Source organism: Streptomyces sp. NPDC036815, assembly GCF_055609205.1.
In genome coordinates this window covers 963579-984268 of record NZ_JBVJPW010000001.1, presented here as the reverse complement: position 1 = coordinate 984268, position 20690 = coordinate 963579, and the positions used below count along the sequence as shown (strand labels likewise).

Sequence of the window (20690 nt, the reverse complement as noted above, 5' to 3'; positions counted from 1 at the left end):
CCGGGACAGGGGGCCCGGTCAGGCGCGCGTGGAGCCGAGTCCGCGGACGGCGTCCGCGAACGCTTCACCACGCTTGTTGTAGTTGGTGAACATGTCCATCGACGCACAGGCCGGAGCCATCAGCACGGTGTCCCCCGGCTGAGCCAGCTCCGCCGCCCGCCGTACCGCCTCGGACATCGCCCCAGTGTCGGTCCGGTCGAGGTCGACGACCGGGACCTCGGGGGCGTGTCGCGCGAGGGCTTCGCGGATCAGCTCGCGGTCGGCGCCGATGAGGACGGCACCGCGCAGACGCTTCGCGGCGGCGCCCACGAGCTCGTCGAAGGTGGCCCCCTTGGCGAGGCCGCCGGCGATCCAGACGATCGACTCGTACGCCGCCAACGACGCCTGTGCGGCGTGGGTGTTGGTGGCCTTGGAGTCGTCGACGTACGCCACGCCCCCGACGTCGGCGACGTGCTCGATGCGGTGGGCGTCGGGGCGGAAGGCGCGCAGCCCGTCGCGCACGGCCGTGGCCTCGACGCCGAAGGCGCGCGCGAGGGCCGCCGCGGCCAGCGCGTTGGCGATGTTGTGCGGCGCGGGCGGCTGGACGTCGGAGATCTCGGCGAGCTCCTGGGCCTGCTTCTGGCGGTCCGGCACGAAGGCACGGTCGACCAGGATGCCGTCCACGACGCCCAGTTGCGAGGGCGCGGGCGGGTTCAGCGTGAAACCGATGGCGCGGCAGCCCTCCTCGACGTCGGCCTCGCGGACCAGGTCCTCGGTGGCCCGGTCGGCGACGTTGTAGACGCAGGCGACCTGATTGCCCTCGTAGACGCGGCCCTTGTCGGCGGCGTACGCGGCCATGGAGCCGTGCCAGTCGAGGTGGTCGGGCGCGAGGTTCAGGACCGCGGCGGAGTGGGCGCGCAGCGAGGGCGCCCAGTGCAGCTGGTACGAGGAGAGCTCGACGGCGAACACGTCGTACGCGTCGTCGCCCTCCAGGACGACGTCCACGATCGGGGTGCCGATGTTGCCGACGGCGGCCGTGCGCAGGCCCGCGGCGTGCAGGATCGAGGCGAGCATCTGCGTGGTCGTGGTCTTGCCGTTGGTGCCCGTGACGGCGAGCCAGGGGGCCGCGTCGGGCCCGCGCAGGCGCCAGGCGACCTCGACGTCGCCGATGACGTCCACGCCCGCCTCGGCGGCCGCGGCGAACAGCGGCGACGACGGCTTCCAGCCCGGCGAGGTGACCACCAGGTCGGTGCCCTCGGGCAGCGTCTCGGCGTCTCCCAGGCGTACGGAGACACCCGCGCCGTCCAGTGCGGCGGCACGCTCCTGGTGCGCCTCCGCGGAGCCGCCGTCCACGACGGTCACCGACGCGCCGAGGCCGGCCAGGGCGCGGGCGGCACTGATGCCGCTCACGCCGAGACCGGCGACGGTGATGTTCTTGCCCTGCCAGTCGGACACGGAGGTCACTTTTCGGCTGCCCATCCCGCGTAGAAGAGACCGAGGCCGACGATCACGCACATGCCCTGGATGATCCAGAAGCGGACCACTACAAGGACCTCGGACCACCCCTTGAGTTCGAAGTGGTGCTGCAGCGGCGCCATCTTGAAGACCCGCTTGCCGGTCAGCTTGAAGGAGCCGACCTGGATCACGACGGACATGGTGATCAGGACGAAGAGGCCGCCGAGGAGCGCGATGAGGAGCTCCGTGCGGGAGCAGATCGCGAGGCCCGCGAGCGCGCCGCCGAGGGCCAGCGAGCCGGTGTCGCCCATGAAGATCTTGGCGGGCGAGGTGTTCCACCACAGGAAGCCGAAGCAGGCGCCCATGAGCGCGGAGGCCACGACCGCGAGGTCGAGCGGGTCTCTGACCTCGAAGCAGGCCTGCGGGTTGGTCAGCGTGACCGCGTTGGCGCAGGACTCCTGGTACTGCCAGACACCGATGAAGGTGTAGGCGCCGAAGACCATCACGGAGGCGCCGGTGGCGAGGCCGTCGAGGCCGTCGGTGAGGTTCACGCCGTTCGACATCGCGAGGATCATGAACAGCGCCCAGACCACGAAGAGCACCGGGCCGATCGACCAGCCGAAGTCCGTCACGAACGACAGCTTGGTGGAGGCCGGGGTCTGGTTGCGGTTGTCCGGCCAGTTCAGCGCGAGGACGGCGAAGCCGATGCCGACGATCAGCTGACCGGCCATCTTCGCCTTGGCGCGCAGACCGAGCGAGCGCTGCTTGACGATCTTGATGTAGTCGTCGAGGAAGCCGACGAGGCCCATGCCCGCCATCAGGAAGAGCACCAGGAGGCCGGAGAGCGTGGTCTCCGTGCCGGTGATGACCTTCGTGAGGAAGTACGCGATGAGCGTGGCCAGGATGAAGGCGATGCCGCCCATCGTCGGCGTACCGCGCTTGCTGTGGTGCTCGCGCGGGCCGTCGTCCCGGATGAACTGGCCATAGCCCTTGCGGGCCAGGAGTTTGATCAGCAGCGGGGTGCCGACCAGGGTCAGGAAGAGCCCGATCACACCCGCGAAGAGGATCTGCCTCATCGGCCGGAGACCTGCCCCTCAGAAGACACCGCGGTGTCGTCGAGCAGCGCCGTGGCGACCCGCTCGAGACCGACCGACCTGGACGCCTTCACCAGCACGACGTCTCCCGGGCGCAGCTCGCTGCGCAGCAGGTCGATCGCCGCCTGTGCGTCGGACACGTGCACCGACTCCTCACCCCACGAACCCTCGTTGTATGCGCCCAGTTGGAGCCAGGACGCTTCCCTGCCCCCGACTGCCACGAGCTTGCTCACGTTGAGCCGGACGGCAAGGCGTCCGACCGCGTCGTGCTCGGCGAGACCCTCGTCCCCGAGCTCGGCCATGTGACCGAGCACCGCCCACGTACGACGCCCCTTGCCCATGGCCGCGAGCGCGCGCAGGGCCGCTCGCATGGACTCGGGGTTCGCGTTGTAGGCGTCGTTGACGACCGTCACGCCGTCCGGGCGCTCGGTGACCTCCATCCGCCAGCGGGACAGCGTGCCCGCCTCGGAGAGCGCGAGGGCGATCTCGTCCACGGACATGCCCAGCTCATGGGCGACGGCGGCCGCGGCAAGCGCGTTCGACACGTGGTGCTCACCGTACAGCCGCAAGGTCACGTCGCTGCACCCGGAGGGTGTGTGCAGCGTAAAAGCGGGCTGTCCGTTCTCCGTGAGCCGGACATTTTCCGCGCGTACGTCGGCGTCGTCGGCCTCTCCGAAGAGCAGGACGCGGGCCTTCGTGCGCGAAGCCATCGCGCGGACGAGGGGGTCGTCGGCGTTGAGGACCGCGGCGCCGTCCGCGGGCAGCGACTCGACCAGCTCACCCTTCGCTTGTGCGATCTGCTCGCGCCCGCCGAACTCGCCGATGTGGGCGGTGCCGACGTTCAGGACGAGGCCGATCTTCGGCGGGGTGAGTCCGGTGAGGTACTGGATGTGGCCGATTCCGCGCGCCCCCATCTCCAGGACGAGGAACTTCGTCCCCTCGGTGGCGCTCAGCGCGGTCAGCGGCAGCCCGATCTCGTTGTTGAACGAGCCGGGCGTGAAGACCGTGGGCGCCTTGCGCCGCAGCACCTGCGCGAGGAGGTCCTTGGAGCTGGTCTTGCCGACGGATCCGGTCAGCGCCACCAAGGTCGCGCCGAGCCGCTTCACCACGTGGCGGGCGAGGGCGCCGAGGGCCGCCTGGACGTCGTCGACGACGATGGCGGGCACGCCGACGGGCCGCGAGGCGAGCACGGCTACCGCGCCCGCGGCGACCACGTCGGCCGCGTAGTCGTGGCCGTCGACGCGCTCGCCGACGAAGGCGACGAAGAGGCTGCCGGGCTCCACCTCACGGGAGTCCCGGACGACGGGTCCGGTGACCTGGACGGCCGGATCCGGTATGTCGTACGTCTGCCCGCCGATGACGGTGGCGATCTCGGCGAGGGAGAGGGCGATCACAACTTCATCCCTGGGTTTGCTGGATAGCTTCGCGAAGCACCTGGCGGTCGTCGAAGGGACGCACCACCCCGGCGATGTCCTGTCCCTGCTCGTGGCCCTTGCCCGCGACGAGGACGGTGTCGCCCGGCCGGACGCGGACGACGGCCGCGCGGATGGCGGCGGCCCGGTCCTCGAACACGGCGACGTCGCCGCGCTCGTGGGCCGGTACGTCGGCGGCACCGGCGAGCATCGTGGCGAGGATCGCGAGGGGGTCCTCGCCACGGGGGTTGTCGGAAGTCAGTACGGCGGTGTCGGCGAGGCGGGCCGCGGCCGCGCCCATCGGCATCCGCTTGGTCTTGTCGCGGTCGCCGCCGCAGCCGAGCACGATGTGCAGCTTGCCCTCGGTGACCTTGCGCAGGGCGCGCAGGACCGATTCGACGGCGTCCGTCTTGTGGGCGTAGTCGACGACGGCGAGGTAGGGCTGGCCCTCGTCGATGCGCTCCAGGCGGCCGGGGACGCCGGGCACCGCGGCGACGCCGTCGGCGGCCTGCTGCGGGTCGATCCCCGCGACGGCCAGCGTGACGATCGCGGCGAGGGTGTTGGCGACGTTGAAGGGGCCCGCGAGCGGCGACTTGGCGGCGATCCGCTCGCCCCGGGGGCCGACCGCGGTGAACGTCGAGTCGAGCGGCCCGACCTCGACGTCCTCGGCGCGCCAGTCGGCGTCGGGGTGCCCCTCGGCGGAGAAGGTGGTGACGGGCACCTCGGACTCGGTGATGAGCCTGCGCCCGTACTCGTCGTCGAAGTTGACCACGCCGAGCCGGGAGCGCTGCTTGGTGAACAGCTGCGCCTTGGCCTGGAAGTAGTCCTCCATGCCGGAGTGGAACTCCATGTGCTCCGGGCTGAGGTTGTTGAAGATGGCGACGTCGAAGACGCAGCCGTCCACCCGGCCGAGGACCAGCGCGTGGCTGGAGACCTCCATGGCGACCGCCTCGACGCCGCGCTCGCGCATCACCGCGAACAGCGCCTGCAGGTCGGTGGCTTCGGGGGTGGTGCGCTCCGACTTGATGCGCTCGTCGCCGATGCGCATCTCGACCGTGCCGATGAGACCGGTCGAGCGCACGCCCTTGAGGCCGCCCTCGATCAGGTACGCGGTGGTGGTCTTGCCGGATGTGCCGGTGATGCCGATCTGGAGCAGGTCGCGGCCGGGGTGGCCGTAGACCGTCGCGGCCAGTTCGCCCATGCAGGCGCGCGGGCTCTCGACGACCAGGACCGGCAGGCCGGTCGCCGCCGCGCGCTCGGCGCCGGTCGGGTCGGTGAGGATGGCCGCGGCGCCGAGGTCGGCGGCCTGGGCGACGAAGTCGGCACCGTGCATGCGGGCGCCGGGCAGTGCGGCGTAGATGTCACCGGGGCGCACCGCGCGGGAGTCGTGCGTGATGCCCGTGATCTCCGTGCTGTCGGCACGTGCCGGGGTGCCCGGGGTTGCCGGGTCTCCTGGTTCGGCGACGCCCAGCTGCGCTGCGAGCTCCGTCAGTGCGGCCGGTGAGACCTGGACGGGCCGCGGCGGTCCCGGATATGTCACGGGAGCGCCCTTCTGGGTGGTTTGGGACTGATCAGCGTGTGGCACGGCGGTGAGCGTACCGGGCGCACCCCCCGTGGGGCGAAGTGAGGGGCGTGGCGCGGGGCGGTTCCCCGGGTCCGGGGTGATCGTTGTCACGGGCGGTTCCTGGTCGTTCTGTCGGTCTCAGGGCTTGAAGGTCACCGGGAGGCGGGCGGGGCCGCTTCCGGTGGGCGGGACTTGGAGCGTCTTGAGGGCGAACTCCATGACTTCCTTGTAGATGGGGCCGCAGATCTGGCCGCCGAAGTAGCTGCCCTTGGTGGCGTTCTGGATCGCGCAGTAGACCGTGACGCGCGGCTTGTCGGCGGGCGCGAACCCGGCGAAGGACGAGGTGTAGCCCTTGTAGCGGCCGGTCGCAGGGTCGACCCGGTTGGCCGTACCCGTCTTGCCCGCGACGCGGTAGCCGGGGATGCGGGCCTTGGCTCCGGTGCCCTCTTCGTCGTCGACGACGGATTCGAGCATCTGCGACACGGTCTTCGCCGTCCTGTCGCTCACCACCCGGGTCTTCTTCGGCTTGGGCGCGGGCGTGAAGCGGCCGTCGGGTCCCTTGGTGCCGCGCACCAGCGAGGGCTGGATGCGTACGCCGCCGTTGGCGATGGTCGAGTAGACCGAGGCCGCCTGCATGGCGTTGATCGAGAAGCCCTGGCCGAAGGGGATGGTGAACTGCTGCGAGGTGGACCACTTGTCGGCGGGCGCGAAGATGCCGGGGGTCTCGCCGGGGAAGCCGAGTCCGGTCTCCTTGCCGATGCCGAACTTGCGCAGGTACGAGTAGAGGACCTGGTTGGCCTCCTTCTGCGTCTTGCCCAGCTCGCCGGTGGCGAGGATCGTGCCGATGTTGGAGGACTTGGCGAGCACGCCGTTGAGCGTCAGCTGCCAGGTCGGGTGGTCGATGTCGTCCTGGAAGAGCCGGTCGCCGCGGTGCAGCCGGTTGGGGACCGTGACGTGAGTGCCCGGGGTGGCCGCGTTCTCCTCGAGGACGGCGGCCATCGACATGACCTTGGCGGTGGAGCCCGGCTCGAAGGCGTCCTGGAGGGAGGCGTTGCCGAGCGCCGCGCCGTTGGCCTCGGAGAGGTCGTTCGGGTCGAAGCCGGGGGCGTTGGCCATCGCCAGGACCTCGCCGGTCTGCGTGTCCTGCACTATCACGTAGCCGCGGTCGGCCTTGGACTTCCTGACCTGCTCGGTGATGGCACTCTGCGCGGCCCACTGGATGTCGCGGTCGATGGTGAGCTCGACGTCGGAGCCGGGCACGGCGGGCGTCTCCGTGGAGCCCGCGGTGGGCACGCGGCGGCCGCCCGACTGGGCGTACTTGATCTTGCCGTCCTCGCCCGCGAGCTGCTTGTCGAGCTGCTGTTCCAGGCCGCCCGCGCCCTTGCCGTCGGCGTTGACCCAGCCCAGTATCCCGGCGGCCAGCTCGTCGTTCGGGTAGACCCGCTTGCTGCTCGGGTCCGCGAGGACGCCCGCCAGCACGTTCGGGGAGGCCGGATCGGCGGCGGCCCGCTCGGCGAGGGCGCCGCGCAGGTCCTTGATCTGCTTCCACACCTGGGGGGTCTGGCGGCGGGCGAGCAGGACGTACCGCGTGTCCGGCTTCTTGAGCTTCTCGGTCAGCTCGGCGGCGTCCTTGCCGAGGATCGGGGCGAGGAGCGCGGCCGCCTGTTCCGGCGCGTCCTCGGTCTTCATCTCCTTCGGCGTGAAGAGCGTGGGATCCGCCGTGATGTCGTACGCGTCCACGCTGGCGGCCAGTTCGACGCCGCCGCGGTCGGTGACGCGGCCGCGCTCGGCGGCCAGGGTGTGGGTGAAGTAGCGGTTCTTCTCGGCCTTGGCGGCGTACGCGCTCGCGTCGACCGCCTGCACTTGAAGCAGCCGTACGACGAAGGCCAGCATCACCAGGGTCAGGCCGAGGCTGACCATACGCAGCCGGGGCCTGGGGCTGCCCAGACGGATGGTGCGGCCCTTGCCCTTGGCCGCGGGGCGGCGGGTGCCGGGGCGGCCGCCCGACGCGGGGCGGCGGGGTGCGCCGGGACGTGCGGGGCGCACGGGCCTCGCGGGTCGTGGCACCCGGCGCCGCGGGGGTTCCCTGTCGGACACTTGCGTCACCTGCCGGAAGTCGTCGTGGGGCCGGGGTTCGTGGGCCGTGCGGTCGGTGGCGCGGGGGCGGGCGTGGCCCGGGCGGGCGGCTGCGCGGTGGAGGCCGAGGGGGCAGCGGGGGCCAGGGTCCCGGGCGGGGGCGAGGCCGGGACGGAGACCGTGGCGGCCGGGGACGCCACCTCCTGCGGGCGGGGCGCGGGGTAGCTCAGCGACGTGGGCCGGGTCGCGGCGCCCGGCACGCCGCGCACGGCGCCGTCGGGGCCGAGGAAGGCCGGGTCGCCGCCGGGGACCATGCCGAGCTCCCGGGCCCGGCGCTGGAGCGCCTCGGGGGCGGCGTAGCCGTCCACCTCGCGCTGGAGTTCCTGCTCCTCCTCGGTGAGGTCCTTCGTCTCCTTCTTCAGCTCGCTCAGCCGGAACGAGCCTTCGTTGAGGGAGGAGTTCAGGATGAGCAGGGCGATCAGGCCGCCGCCGAGGAGCAGCACGACGAGGAGGACGAAGGGGGTGCGCGCGGCCTGGCTCGGACCCTGTGGCAGCAGCCGTGCGAGGCGGGCGGCCCTCCCCCGCAGCTCGGGCTTCTTGGTCATGGAGCCTCCTCGCGGACTCTGATCAGCGGGTTCTGCTCAGCGGGCGATGCTCGGGGGCCGGTTGCGCGGAGGCCGGTTGCTCGGGCGAGGCCTCACCCGACGTCCTCGCGGATGCGCTGTGCGCCCCGCAGCCGCGCCGGGGCCGCCCGGCGGTTCTCGGCGATCTCTTCCTCTGTGGGGAGTTCGGCACCGCGCGTCAGGAGCTTGAGCCTGGGCTGGTAGCGCTCGGGGACGACGGGCAGGCCGGGGGGCGCGGTCGTCGCGGCGCCGGCCGCGAGCACCTGCTTGACCAGCCGGTCCTCGAGGGACTGGTACGACAGGACGGCGATCCGGCCGCCGACGGCGAGCGCCCGCACGGCCGCGGGAACCGCCCGCTCCAGGACGCTCAGCTCGCCGTTGACCTCGATGCGCAGGGCCTGGAAGGTGCGCTTGGCGGGGTTGCCGCCGGTGCGCTTGGCGGCCTGCGGCAGGGAGTCGCGGATGAGCTCGACAAGCCGTGCGCTGTTGCTGAACGGCTCCTTCTCGCGCTCGCGCACGACGGCGCCGACGATGCGCTTGGCCTGCTTCTCCTCGCCGTACGCCCGCAGGATCCGCACCAGTTCGCCGGGCGCGTACGTGTTGAGGACCTCGGCCGCGCTGATGCCGGTCGTCTGGTCCATGCGCATGTCCAGGGGGGCGTCCTGGGCGTACGCGAAACCCCGGTCCGCCTCGTCCAGTTGCATGGAGGAGACGCCGAGGTCGAAGAGGACGCCCTGGACGCGCGGGATGCCGAGGCGGTCGAGCACGTCGGGGAGTTCGTCGTAGACCGCGTGCACCAGGGTGGCGCGGTCGCCGTAGGGGGCGAGGCGCTCGCCGGACAGGCGCAGCGCCTCCTTGTCGCGGTCCAGCGCGACGAGACGGGCGGACGGGAAGGTGGCGAGGAGGGCCTCGCTGTGGCCGCCGAGGCCCAGGGTGCAGTCGACGACGACGGCGCCCGGCTCGGCGAGCGCGGGGGCCAGCATGTCCAGGCACCGCTGGAGCATCACCGGGACGTGTCGGCTGTTGTCGCTCAAGGGGCCCTCTCAGGTCCGGCGCGGCGTGCGCACGCACCGCCGGGCCCCCACCCGCTCCGTGAAGGGGAATGGACTGCTGGCGCCGGGGAAGTGGCGTCAGCCGACCGGGAGCGGGAGGAGGCCGAGCCGTACGTACGCGCCGCGCACGTGGGGAGATACCGGGGAATCTCCGGGATGTGCGGTCCAGCGGGGAGCAGGTCACGTCTCCCGCTTCGCGTCACTTTAGTCCACGGTGTCGCCCGGTCAATCAACCGGCCTGCGCGTCGCGGACCGGCCGCCGACGGGGGCGCGAACCCACCGGAGTCACCCGTTCAGCCGCAGGTCAAGCACCCTTGTGGGGTAGCTCACAACAAGAGTCTTTGGTGTTCTTTGTCCCTTCTCACAGCGGGCCCGGACGATCAGGGCCCACTAACGTTTTGCCCATGTCGACTTCCGCAGCCTCCTCGGACCGCATTCCCGCAGAGCCCACCGGCGACATAGCCGTCGGTACGGTCACCGACCGCCTCGTCGAGGCGAACCAGACGTACGCCTCGGCGTTCACCGATCCCGGCATGGATGCCCGCCCCGTTCTGCAGGTCGCCGTCGTGGCCTGCATGGACGCCCGTATCGACCTGCACCGCGCGCTCGGCCTCGAGCTGGGCGACTGTCACACCATCCGCAACGCGGGCGGTGTGGTCACGGACGACGTGATCCGCTCCCTGGCCATCAGCCAGCGGGCGCTCGGCACGCGCCGGGTCGTCCTGATCCACCACACCAACTGCGGCATGGAGACCCTCACCGAGGACTTCCGGCACGACCTGGAGATGGAGGTCGGCCAGCGCCCGTCGTGGGCGGTGGAGTCCTTCGCCGACGTCGAGCAGGACGTGCGGCAGTCGATGGCGCGCGTGCGGACCTCGCCGTTCCTTCCCCACACCGACGACGTTCGCGGCTTCGTGTTCGACGTGACCACCGGCCTGCTGCGGGAGATCGACCCTGCGTGACTGACAAAGCGTCGTAAGACCCGACAAATCGGCGCCAGTTATCCACAGGCGAGTGACACGACGCGGTATGCCCAACAACAATGCGGTGGTGACATCACGCGGAGGCCTGTCCGCGTGATGTCGATGAATTCGGGGTGTACCGGGCTCTCGCGCGCGTGGCGGTCCGGAAATGGGGAATTCTCCGCTCCGCAGGAGCGTGGGGAAGGGCCGAGGAGGGCCGGGTGACGACCTATGACGATCGAGCGAGCCTCACAGATCTGACCACCACAGCGGAGCGTGTCCGCAGGTCGGTGGAGAGTGTGATCGAGGGCAAGCCAGAGGTCGTACGGCTTTCGCTGACCGTGCTCCTGGCGGAGGGGCATCTGCTCATCGAGGATGTGCCGGGCGTGGGCAAGACCATGCTCGCCAAGGCGCTCGCGCGGTCCATCGACTGCTCCGTGCGACGGATCCAGTTCACACCGGACCTGCTGCCTTCGGACATCACCGGCGTCTCCATCTTCGATCAGCAGCGCAGGGACTTCGAGTTCAAGCCGGGCGCGATCTTCGCGCAGATCGTGATCGGCGACGAGATCAACCGCGCGTCTCCCAAGACGCAGTCCGCGCTCCTTGAGTCCATGGAGGAGCGCCAGGTCACCATCGACGGGCAGACCTACGAACTGCCCAGCCCCTTCATGGTGGTGGCCACCCAGAACCCCGTCGAGATGGAGGGGACCTACCCGCTGCCCGAGGCACAGCGCGACCGCTTCATGGCGCGGGTCTCGATCGGCTATCCGGGCCCCGAGGCCGAGCTGCAGATGCTCGACGTCCACGGCGGCGTCTCCCCCCTGGACGACCTCCAGCCGGTGGCGCACGCCCACGAGATCGTGAAGCTCATCGACGCCGTGCGCACCGTCCACGTCGCCGACCCCGTCCGGCGGTACGCGGTGGACCTGGTCGGCGCCACCCGCAACCACCCCGACCTCAGGCTCGGGGCCTCCCCGCGCGCGACCCTGCACCTGCTGCGCGCCGCCAAGGCCTCCGCCGCGCTCAGCGGCCGGGAGTACGCTCTGCCGGACGACGTGCAGGCCCTGGCCGTCGCGGTCCTCGCGCACCGCCTGCTGCCCACGGCGCAGGCCCAGTTGAACCGTCGTACGGCCGAGTCCGTCGTCCTGGAGATCCTCCAGCGCACCCCGGTGCCCGCCGCGACGCCGCCCGGCGCCGGTCCCTACCTCAACCAGCAGCCGCCCGGCGCCCGGAGGCTTTGATGGCGGCCGGGGGGCCGCCGGCGGGCCCCGCCGAGGACGACAGGGGCGGGCTGCGCACGGCTCTCGCGGGCCTGACCACCCGTGGGCGCTCCTTCCTCGCGGCCGGCGTCGCCGCAGCCATCTGCGCCTACGTCCTGGGCCAGGGCGACCTGCTGCGTGTCGGGTTACTGCTCGCCGTGCTGCCCCTGGTGTGCGCCACGGTCCTGTTCCGCACCCGCTACCGCGTCGCGGGCAGCCGCAGGCTCTCCCCCGCGCGCGTGCCCGCCGGTTCGGAGGCCCGCGTCCACCTGCGGATGGACAACATCTCGCGGCTGCCGACCGGCCTGCTGATGCTCCAGGACCGGGTGCCGTACGTGCTCGGGCCGCGCCCCCGGTTCGTGCTCGACCGGGTCGAGGCGGGCGGCCGGCGCGAGGTCTCCTACCGCGTCCGCTCCGATCTGCGCGGCCGCTATCCGCTGGGCCCCCTGCAACTGCGCCTGACCGACCCGTTCGGAATGTGCGAACTGACCCGCTCCTTCTCGACGTACGACACCCTGACCGTCATCCCGCGCGTGGAGGCGCTGCCCCCGGTCCGGCTCACGGGCGAGGCCAAGGGATACGGCGACGGCCGCAACCGCTCGCTCGCGCTGGCCGGCGAGGACGACGTCATCCCGCGCGGGTACCGCCACGGCGACGATCTGCGCCGGGTGCACTGGCGCTCCACCGCCCGCTACGGCGAGCTGATGGTGCGCCGCGAGGAGCAGCCGCAGCGGGCTCGCTGCACGGTGCTCCTGGACACCCGGGGCGTCGGCTTCCGGGGCGCCGGGCCGGACTCGGCCTTCGAATGGGCGGTGTCGGGCACGGCGTCCGCGCTGGTGCACATGCTCGAACGGGGCTTCTCGGTGCGCCTGTTGACCGACACCGGGACCTCCGTGCCGGGCGAGGGCTCGGACGGCTTCGCGGGCGCGAGCCAGGAGTCGGCGGACGCGGCCGGACTCATGATGGACACCCTCGCGGTGATCGACCACTCGGACGGCGTCGACCTCTCCCGGGCGTACGACGTACTGCGCGGCGGGAACGAAGGCCTGCTCGTCGCGTTCCTCGGCGACCTCGGGGAGGAGCAGGCGACGGTGGTCGCCAAGATGCGCCAGCGCAGCGGCTCGGCGGTCGCCTTCGTCCTGGACGGCGACGCCTGGGCGCAGGGGCCCGGCGCCGGTCCCTCCGCTGCCGGGGAGGCGCGCGTGCGGATGCTCCGCGAGGCGGGCTGGACGGCGCTCCCGGTGGCTCCGGGGGCGAGGCTGGAGGCGCTGTGGCGGCAGGCGGACCACGCCCGTACGAGCGCGGGCCCGGCGCCCGCCGCGGGCACGACGACCGGGGGATGGGCATGAGCGGGTGGTCCGCGCCGCGGGCACGGACGACGGGGGCACGGACGACGGTGGCACGCAGAGCAAGGGCACGTACGGCAGAGATACGCACGGCAGCTGGGGGGCGGTCATGAGCGGGCGCGCGCGCCTCGCGGTGTGTGCCACCGCGGCCACGCTGATGGCGTCGGGCGCGCTGCTGCCGCTCGTCGATCCCGCGACCTGGTTCCTGCAGGCGGTGATCCTGCTCGTCATCCAGAGCGGGGTGGGCGCGCTGGCGAGGCGAGTGCCGCTGGCCAGGGCGCTCACGGTGGCCGTGCAGGCGCTGGTGACACTGTTCCTGCTGACGCTGGTCTTCGCCCGCGAACAGGCCCTCGCGGGGGTGCTGCCGGGGCCCGCGGTGTTCCGCCGGTTCGGCCTGCTCCTGGAGGCGGGCGGCGACGACGTCAGCCGGTACATGATCCCGGCGCCGCTGAGCGACGGCATCCGGCTGATGCTGGTCGGCGGCGTCCTGGTGGTCGGCCTCGTGGTGGACGCGCTGGCCGTCACGTTCCGCACGGCGGCCCCCGCCGGGCTCCCGCTGCTCGCCCTGTACTCGGTCGCGGCCGGGCTCTCCGAGGGCGGCGGCGCCGGCTGGCTCTGGTTCCTGCTTGCCGCCGCCGGCTATCTGCTGCTGCTCCTGGCCGAGGGCCGGGACCGGCTCTCCCAGTGGGGCCGGGTGTTCGGCGGTGCGGCGCGCCCGCCGGGCCGGGTCTCCGGCGGCCTGGAGAGCGACGGCGGGGCGCTCGCCCCGGTCCGCACCGGACGGCGCATCGGCGCCCTCGCCCTGGGCATCGCCCTGGTGGTGCCGCTGGCGCTGCCCGCCCTTGACGGCGGCCTCCTGGACGGCGACGGCGGCCCCGGCGGCAACGGCTCCGGCGGCGGTGGCACGATCTCCGCGGTGAATCCGCTGGTCGCGCTCCAGGACAGCCTGAACCAGCCCGAGGACCGCGAGGTCCTCTCGTACCGCACGAACGCCGTAGGCACCGACGACCTGTATCTGCGGATCGTCTCGCTCGACCAGTTCGACGGCACGACGTGGAAGACCACGGTCCGGCGCATCGAGGACGTGCCGTCACCGCTGCCGGACCCCCGGGGACTGCGCCCCGACGTCCGCAGGACCGAGATCCAGACCAACCTCTCGGCAGCCGAGAACTACGCCCAGAACTGGCTGCCCATGCCCTTCCCCGCCAGCCAGGTGAAGATCAGCGGCCGCTGGCGGTACGAGCCGGTGGGCCGCTCCCTCGTCGGCGACCGGGGCCAGACCACGCGAGGCGCGCAGTACCAGGTCAAGAGCCTGGTCGTGGAGCCCACGGCCGAGCAGCTCGCGGCCGCGCCGCCTCCCGACGAGGACCTGCGGCGCGAGTTCACCAAGGTGCCGGACGCACTCCCCCGCCTGGTCGGCAGCACGGCCCGCCGGGTCACCCGGGGCGCCGCGAACCCGTACGAGCAGGCGGTCAAGCTCCAGGACTACTTCGCGTCGGACGGCGGGTTCACGTACAACACCCAGGTGCGGGCGGGCAGCGGCCCCTCCGCGATCGAGCGGTTCCTGAAGCAGAAGGAAGGCTTCTGCGTCCACTTCTCCTTCGCGATGGCCTCCATGGCGCGGACGCTGGGGATACCGGCCCGGGTCGCGGTGGGATTCACTCCGGGCACCGCGCAGGCGAACGGCAGGATGTCGGTCGGGCTGCGGGACGCGCACGCCTGGCCCGAGCTGTACTTCGAGGGCGTGGGCTGGACCCGCTTCGAGCCGACGCCGAGCCGCGGCACAGTCCCCGAGTACACCCGCTCCGACGTCCCCTCCGACGGCGCGAGCGACCCGGACACCCCGGAGCCGTCCGCCTCCTCCGAGCCGTCCACGGCTCCCTCCGCGTCGGACACCTGCCCGCCCGACCGGAAGCAGCAGGGCGGCTGCCGGAGCGCGGCTCCGCAGGTCGCGTCCGGCTCGGGCGGCGAAGGACCGCCCGTCGGGATGATCGTGGGCGTCTCCCTGACGGCGCTGCTCGTCCTCGGGGCACCCCTCCTCCCCCTGCTCTGGCGGACCCGGGCACGGCGGGTCCGACTGGCCCTCGGCAGCCGCACCGACGCCGACGCGGCGGCGCGGACGCTGGCCGTCTGGCTCGAGGTGACCGACACGGCCTGGGACCACGGGATCGCGCCGGACGACTCACTGACCCCGCGGAAGGCCGCCGCGCGGATCGTCCGCGTCGGGCAGCTGGCCGACGGGCCCGCGGAGGCCGTCCACCGGGTGGCCGCCGCGGTGGAGCAGGTGCTCTACGCGCCACGCCCGCAGCCCGTGACGGGGCTGCCGGAGGACGTGCGGCGGGTACGGGACGGGCTGAACGCGTCGGCGGGCCGGGCCGCGCGCCTGCGGGCACTGCTCGCGCCGCGTTCGGCCGCGCGGGTGGTGTGGGCGGTCTCGGGCCGCTGGGCGGCGTTCGGCGCGCGCTGGCGCGAGCGGGGCGCGAAGCGGTGGGCGACGCTGGCGCGGAAGCTGCCGCGGCGGGCTGGACAGGAGAGCTGAGAGCCAGGGCCGAGGGTCAGGCTCTGAGTTCCACCGGCGCTCCACCGGTCCCCGACCGGCCTTCAGGGGCTGTCCCGAGGGGCCGCCCCGCACCCGGGGGCACGTACGCATGAGGGGTGGCCGCCCATCGACGGCCGCCCCTCACGCGTACGTGTGTTCGGTCAGTCGTGAGCCGCTGCGCTCACTGACCACCCTGCTGTTCGTCGCGGCGGCGCTGCCACCGCTGCTCGATGCGGTTCATCACGGAGCGGCGCTGCTTCGCCTGGCGTCGGGCCGGAGCCCCGCCCGGCCCGGCGGCCGCGCCCGTGGGTTGTTCGCCCGGCTTCGGCGCTTTGCGCCAACCGGTGACGGCGAGCACCGCGCACCCCAGCATGACGAGGAACCCCACCACGCTGATCCAGATCTGCTGGGCGACCATTCCGGACATGAGAAGGGCGATACCCACCAGGAAGCCCGCGACCGCTTGGTAGACCCGCTTCCGGGTGTACGTACGCAGCCCGCTTCCCTCAAGCGCTGTCGCGAACTTGGGATCTTCGGCGTACAGCGCTCGCTCCATCTGCTCGAGCATGCGCTGCTCGTGCTCCGAGAGCGGCACGGAGTCCTCCTCATCGTGCAGTCGCCGGGGCGACCGGGGGTCCCCTTCAGGATAGGCAGGGAATCGCCCCCGTGAAACCCGCCCCTCTGCGCCAACTTCGCCAAACCGGACCTTCACGCCGCCCCGGCTCGCTGAAGCGTGCATTCCCCAGCGGCCGATCCGTCATGCAGAACGGTGTGCCTCGATCATACGGCGCCCGTAGCCCGTTCGGGGGGCCTGTGGCGTACTCCATGTGCGGCTGCGCCCCTGATCAGAGCTCGGCCGCAGGGGTAACTCAGGCCCCGTCCGCGCCCCGCGCCTCACCGAGCACGTGCAGCTGGGTGGCGACGGAGTGGAAAGCGGGCAGCTCCGCGGCGGCGGCCTCCAGCTTCAGGAGGGCCTCGAGGGCGCCCGGCTCGGTGTCCACGAGGACGCCGGGGACCAGGTCGGCGAAGACCCGGACGCCGTGCACCGCGTCGACACGCACGCCCGCCGCCTCGACCAGCTCGGTGAGCTGCTCGGCGGTGAAGCGGCGCGGCACGGGGTCACCCTCGCCCCAGCGGCCCGCCGGGTCGGTGAGCGCGTTCTGCGCCTCCTTGAAGTGCCCGGCGAGGGCCCGCGCGAGCACCGCGCCGCCGAGTCCGGCGCCGAGCAGACTGAGCACGCCGGAAGGACGCAGAGCGTCGACGGCGAGGCGCACGCCCTCCGCGGGGTCGTCCACGTACTCCAGGACGCCGTGGCACAGGACCGCGTCGAAGCCGCCGCGCCCGACGACGTCGAAGAGGCCGAGCACGTCGCCTTGGACGCCCCGCACCCGCTCGGCGACGCCGGCCTCGGCGGCCCGGCGCTCCAGCGCGAACAGGGCGTTCGGGCTGGGGTCGACGACGGTGACGCGGTGGCCGAGGCGGGCGACGGGCACCGCGAAGTTGCCGCTGCCGCCTCCGGTGTCGAGCACATCGAGTTCGGTGCGTGACTCCCGGCCGGTGACCTTGACGCGGCGGTCGAGGGCGTCTTTCAGGACGTCCCAGACCACGGCGGTACGGAGAGAAGCGCGGGGGCGCATCGGGTCCGACACGGCAGTTGACTCCTCGGCGCGTGGGGTTGCGATCACCTCCACCCTATTGCCTGCCGCACCGTGCCCCGGCCACCCGTCCCGCGCCGCCCAGCCGCCGGTCAGCCCGCGTCCGGCGGCTCCCGGCCCGCGTCCTGGGAGTCCTGCCGGGGCTGGGGCAGCACGGGCTGGAGCACCAGCATCCGCTCGACGATGCGCAGGAACATCGCCACGTCACGGAGCAGGTCGTCGGCGTCGCGGGTGGTGGCGGCGTCCCTGATGCCCGCCTCGGCGCGGGCCCTGCGGGCGGCGCCGGAGGCGAACAGGGCGCTCCACTCGGTCAGTTCGGGGGCTATCTCGGGCAGGACTTCCCAGGCGCTGCGGATGCGCTGCCTGCGGCGCGGGGTCGTCTCGGGGCGACCGCGCGCGGCGAGGACGGCGGCGGCGGTGCGCAGGGCGGCGAGGTGGGCGGTGGCGTAGCGCTCGTTGGCCGGGGCCGGGCGGGCCGCCTCGTCGATTCCGGCGCGGGCCTGGGCGAGCAGTTCGAGGGCGGCCGGCGGGGCCGTGGCGCGGCGCAGGACGGGGTGGACATCGCTCGCCGGGCCGGTCAGTGCGGAAGCAGGGGCGACGGCGCGGTGCCGACGTGCGGCTGCTGCGGAAGTGCTGGCCATGACGAACCTCCTGTCGTCGTGTGACGGCGCAGTGGCCGTATGTGCCCATCGTGGAGTACGCCACTGACAATCGGCTCTGACCTGGCCCTTTGCCTGGATCGTAGGTTCGGGCTTACTTTTGTACTGACCAGTCAGTTCAAAAGAGGGGCAGGGGGGACTGTGGACGGTCCGACCGACGGCGCGCGCGGAGCCGCCGTCACCGCCGAGGGCTTCGGCCTCGAGGGGCCGCGGGGCTGGGCGTTCCGCGGCATCGGGATCGAGGCGGAGCCCGGATCGCTGATCGCGCTGGAGGGCCCGTCGGGATCGGGCCGCACCTGTCTGTTGCTCGCTCTCACCGGACGTATGCGTGCCACCGAGGGCCACGCGGCCGTGGGCCGCTACCGACTGCCCGGGCAACTGGCCGCGGTGCGCCGGATCAGCGGGCTCGGCCCGGTGCCCGGGGTGACCGATCTCGACCCCGCCCTGACCGTGGCCGAGCACCTGCGCGAACGGGCGCTCCTGGAGCGGCGGTTCGGCGGCTCGCTGCGCGGGCTCCTGAGGCCCCGCGGCGAGCGCGGGAACGAGCTGCGGCTGCGCGTCGACACCGCGCTGACGGCCGTCGGACTCGACCTGGAGACCCTGCCCAAGGGACGCAGGACCGCCGTCCGCGACCTGGACCGGCCAGAAGTCCTGCGGCTCTCCGTGGCCCTGGCCCTGATCGGCCGCCCGCACGTGCTGGGCGTCGACGACACCGACCTGAAGCTCTCGGACGCCGAACGGGCCGAGGCCTGGGCGATGCTGAAGTCCCTCACGGAGCGCGGGACGACCGTGCTCGCGGTGTGCAGCGAGGCGCCCGAGGGCGCGGTCGTCGTCCGCACCGGCCCGGCCGTGACCTCCGCCGACGACGACAAGGAGGCGGCGGATGCGCTCGCCGAAGCTCGCCGCGCTTGAGCTCAGGCGCTTCGGCAGGGGAAAGCTGCCGCGCGCCGCGCTCGTCGCGCTCCTGCTGCTGCCCCTGCTCTACGGCGCCCTGTACCTGTGGTCCTTCTGGGACCCGTACGGCCATCTCGACCGCATCCCCGTGGCGCTCGTCAACGACGACGAGGGAGCCACCGCGCAGGGCAAGAAGCTCGCGGCGGGCGACAACATCGTCGAGGGGCTGCGGGACAGCAAGACGTTCGAATGGCACGAGGTGAGCGACGCCGAGGCGCGCGAGGGCGTGGAGGACGGGACGTACTACCTGTCGCTGACGATGCCCACGGACTTCAGCAAGCGCATCGCGTCGAGTTCGGGGTCCTCCCCGGAGACGGGCGCCCTGCGGGTCAAGACGAACGACGCCAACAACTACATCGTCGGGCAGATCTCCCGGACGGTCTTCTCCGAGGTGCGCTCCGCCGCGTCCACGAAGGCGTCGCGCTCGTTCCTCGACAAGATCTTCATCTCGTTCTCCGACATCCACGGAGCGACCGAGAAGGCCGCGAAGGGCGCCGACAAGCTGGACAGCGGCATCGGCAAGGCGAAGAAGGGCTCCAAGGACCTCGCGAACGGTCTCGGGGACGCCAAGGACGGCAGCGGCAAGCTGGCCGGGGGCGTCGAGAAGCTGCACACGGGCGCGGGCAAACTGGCGGACGGCTCGAAGAAGGTCGCCGACGGCACCCAGAAGCTGGCCGACAAGGTCAACGGCACCGCGGACAAGGTGCGGCCCTTCCTCAAGGACAACGGCAAGACCATCGGCGACACGGCCCAGCTCGTCGCCGACTCCTCCAAGGCGCTCCGCCACCACCTGGACACCTGGGTCGAGCTCGCGCCGGGGGCCGCCAAGCACGCCGAGAACAGTTCCCGGGTGATCGACAAGTTCTACTCGGAGCGCTGCGAGAAGGCCCCGGTGCCCGACCCCTACTGCCCGCAGATCAAGGACGCCAAGAAGGCGGCGGCGAACGTGTCGGCCATCGCGGACGACATGAACACCGTGATCAAGGACCAGAGGGGCGGCGTCAAGGAGCTCGACCGGCACCTGGCCGCCCTGCAGAAGAAGTCGCAGGCGCTCGCCGACCGCGCTCCGCACCTCGACGAGGACCTGGAGACGGCCGTCACCCGGATCAACGACCTCAACAAGGGCGCGGGCAAGGTCGCCAAGGGCGCCAGGAAGCTGAACGCCGGGCTCGGCACGGCCGAGACCGGCGCCACCGACCTCGACACCGGCATCGGCAAGCTGGAGACGGGCGCGGGCGACCTCAAGGGCGGCATGTTCAAGCTGGCCGACGGCTCCGCGAAGCTGTCCGGCGGGCTGCACGACGGCGTCGAGAAGATCCCGGACTACGACAAGAAGGACCGCGACGAGCGCACCGGCGTCATGGCCGACCCCGTACAGCTCGCCTCCCAGTCCCTGCACAAGGCGCCCAACTACGGCACGGGCTTCGCGCCGTACTTCATCCCGCTCTCCCTGTGGGTCGGCGCGATGGTGGCGTACATGCTGATCCAGCCGCTCAACCGGCGCGCGCTCGCCGCGGGCGCCTCCGCCTGGCGCATCGCGCTCGCAGGATGGCTCCCGGTGGCCGCCCTCGGCGTGCTCCAGACCGCGGCCCTGCTGTCGGTCCTGCACTGGGGGCTCGGCCTGCAGATGACCAGGGCGGCCGGGACGGTGGGCTTCCTCTGCCTGGTGACGGCGTGCTTCGCGGCGATCGTGCAGTGGCTGAACGCCCGCTTCGGAGCGGCCGGCCGGATCCTCGTCCTCGCGGCGCTGATGCTGCAGCTGACGTCGGCGGGCGGCACGTACCCCGTCCAGACCAGCCCCGGCTTCTTCAGCGCGCTCCATCCCTTCCTGCCGATGAGCTACGTCGTCGAGGCGCTCCGGAGACTGATCACGGGCGGCGGCCTCGGCCCCGTCTGGCAGGGCTGCGCGGTCCTGACGGCCTTCACCCTGGGGGCCCTCGCGCTCACCGCGCTCGCCGCGCGCCGCAAGCAGGTGTGGACCCTGGACCGGCTGCACCCGGAGCTGACGCTGTGAGGACGGCCGGGCGGGGCCGGGCGGCGGAACCTGTGAGAATCAGG

Annotated in this window: 16 protein-coding genes; 6 read left to right on the top strand and 10 right to left on the bottom strand. The window is 72.5% G+C overall.

The window, feature by feature from the left end; translation table 11 throughout:
* Window positions 1-18: 18 nt before the first annotated feature.
* The 7 genes from murD to rsmH all read right to left on the bottom strand — a co-directional run bounded on the left by murD (window position 19) and on the right by rsmH (window position 9237).
* The gene (gene murD, locus ACZ69I_RS04360) at window positions 19-1458 is read right to left on the bottom strand and encodes a UDP-N-acetylmuramoyl-L-alanine--D-glutamate ligase (protein WP_470830432.1); all 1440 of its coding nucleotides are present in this window, start codon (window positions 1456-1458) and stop codon (window positions 19-21) included.
* Window positions 1440-2510 carry a phospho-N-acetylmuramoyl-pentapeptide-transferase gene (gene mraY / locus ACZ69I_RS04355; protein WP_389712771.1) on the bottom strand — a complete coding sequence of 357 codons (1071 nt, stop codon included), beginning with the start codon at window positions 2508-2510 and terminating at the stop codon, window positions 1440-1442. Before mraY ends, murD begins: the two co-directional genes overlap by 19 nt.
* Window positions 2507-3922 (bottom strand): UDP-N-acetylmuramoyl-tripeptide--D-alanyl-D-alanine ligase, encoded by a 1416-nt coding sequence (locus ACZ69I_RS04350; RefSeq protein ID WP_470830431.1) that lies wholly within the window; start codon window positions 3920-3922, stop codon window positions 2507-2509. Before ACZ69I_RS04350 ends, mraY begins: the two co-directional genes overlap by 4 nt.
* Window positions 3923-3926: 4 nt before the next feature.
* On the bottom strand, window positions 3927-5615 hold the full coding sequence (locus ACZ69I_RS04345; protein WP_470830430.1) for a UDP-N-acetylmuramoyl-L-alanyl-D-glutamate--2,6-diaminopimelate ligase: 1689 nt from the start codon (window positions 5613-5615) through the stop codon (window positions 3927-3929).
* A gap of 27 nt (window positions 5616-5642) precedes the next feature.
* On the bottom strand, window positions 5643-7601 hold the full coding sequence (locus tag ACZ69I_RS04340) for a peptidoglycan D,D-transpeptidase FtsI family protein (RefSeq protein ID WP_467668194.1): 1959 nt from the start codon (window positions 7599-7601) through the stop codon (window positions 5643-5645).
* 5 nt (window positions 7602-7606) lie between these two features.
* A complete protein-coding gene (gene ftsL, locus ACZ69I_RS04335) occupies window positions 7607-8185 on the bottom strand; it encodes a cell division protein FtsL (protein WP_470830429.1) in 579 nt (192 codons plus the stop codon).
* 92 nt (window positions 8186-8277) lie between these two features.
* Window positions 8278-9237: a 16S rRNA (cytosine(1402)-N(4))-methyltransferase RsmH gene (gene rsmH / locus ACZ69I_RS04330; RefSeq protein WP_389712776.1), complete on the bottom strand. Its 960-nt coding sequence runs from the start codon at window positions 9235-9237 to the stop codon at window positions 8278-8280.
* Between the two features lie 422 nt (window positions 9238-9659).
* Between rsmH and ACZ69I_RS04325 the strand changes: the two genes are divergently transcribed.
* The 4 genes from ACZ69I_RS04325 to ACZ69I_RS04310 all read left to right on the top strand — a co-directional run bounded on the left by ACZ69I_RS04325 (window position 9660) and on the right by ACZ69I_RS04310 (window position 15364).
* Window positions 9660-10217 (top strand): beta-class carbonic anhydrase, encoded by a 558-nt coding sequence (locus tag ACZ69I_RS04325; RefSeq protein WP_470830428.1) that lies wholly within the window; start codon window positions 9660-9662, stop codon window positions 10215-10217.
* A gap of 221 nt (window positions 10218-10438) precedes the next feature.
* Window positions 10439-11461, top strand: a complete 1023-nt coding sequence (locus ACZ69I_RS04320; RefSeq protein WP_470830427.1) for an AAA family ATPase — start codon at window positions 10439-10441, stop codon at window positions 11459-11461.
* Window positions 11461-12828 carry a DUF58 domain-containing protein gene (locus ACZ69I_RS04315; RefSeq protein ID WP_467668204.1) on the top strand — a complete coding sequence of 456 codons (1368 nt, stop codon included), beginning with the start codon at window positions 11461-11463 and terminating at the stop codon, window positions 12826-12828. Before ACZ69I_RS04320 ends, ACZ69I_RS04315 begins: the two co-directional genes overlap by 1 nt.
* 106 nt (window positions 12829-12934) lie before the next feature.
* Complete coding sequence (locus ACZ69I_RS04310) at window positions 12935-15364, top strand: transglutaminase TgpA family protein (RefSeq protein WP_467670731.1); 2430 nt, start codon at window positions 12935-12937, stop codon at window positions 15362-15364.
* A gap of 181 nt (window positions 15365-15545) precedes the next feature.
* On the opposite strand, the gene ACZ69I_RS04305 is transcribed toward ACZ69I_RS04310, so the two are convergent.
* The 3 genes from ACZ69I_RS04305 to ACZ69I_RS04295 form a co-directional block, all read right to left on the bottom strand.
* Window positions 15546-15959, bottom strand: a complete 414-nt coding sequence (locus tag ACZ69I_RS04305) for a DUF3040 domain-containing protein (RefSeq protein WP_467668206.1) — start codon at window positions 15957-15959, stop codon at window positions 15546-15548.
* A 274-nt stretch (window positions 15960-16233) separates the two neighbouring features.
* The gene (locus tag ACZ69I_RS04300) at window positions 16234-17013 is read right to left on the bottom strand and encodes a methyltransferase (protein WP_467668208.1); all 780 of its coding nucleotides are present in this window, start codon (window positions 17011-17013) and stop codon (window positions 16234-16236) included.
* Window positions 17014-17111: 98 nt separating this feature from the next.
* On the bottom strand, window positions 17112-17660 hold the full coding sequence (locus ACZ69I_RS04295; RefSeq protein WP_470830426.1) for an SAV_6107 family HEPN domain-containing protein: 549 nt from the start codon (window positions 17658-17660) through the stop codon (window positions 17112-17114).
* A 159-nt stretch (window positions 17661-17819) separates the two neighbouring features.
* On the opposite strand from ACZ69I_RS04295, the gene ACZ69I_RS04290 reads away from it, so the two are divergent.
* Window positions 17820-18590 carry an ATP-binding cassette domain-containing protein gene (locus tag ACZ69I_RS04290; RefSeq protein ID WP_470830425.1) on the top strand — a complete coding sequence of 257 codons (771 nt, stop codon included), beginning with the start codon at window positions 17820-17822 and terminating at the stop codon, window positions 18588-18590.
* The gene (locus tag ACZ69I_RS04285; protein WP_470830424.1) at window positions 18562-20646 is read left to right on the top strand and encodes a YhgE/Pip family protein; all 2085 of its coding nucleotides are present in this window, start codon (window positions 18562-18564) and stop codon (window positions 20644-20646) included. The genes ACZ69I_RS04290 and ACZ69I_RS04285 overlap by 29 nt, the downstream gene beginning before the upstream one ends.
* The last annotated feature ends 44 nt before the right edge of the window (window positions 20647-20690 follow it).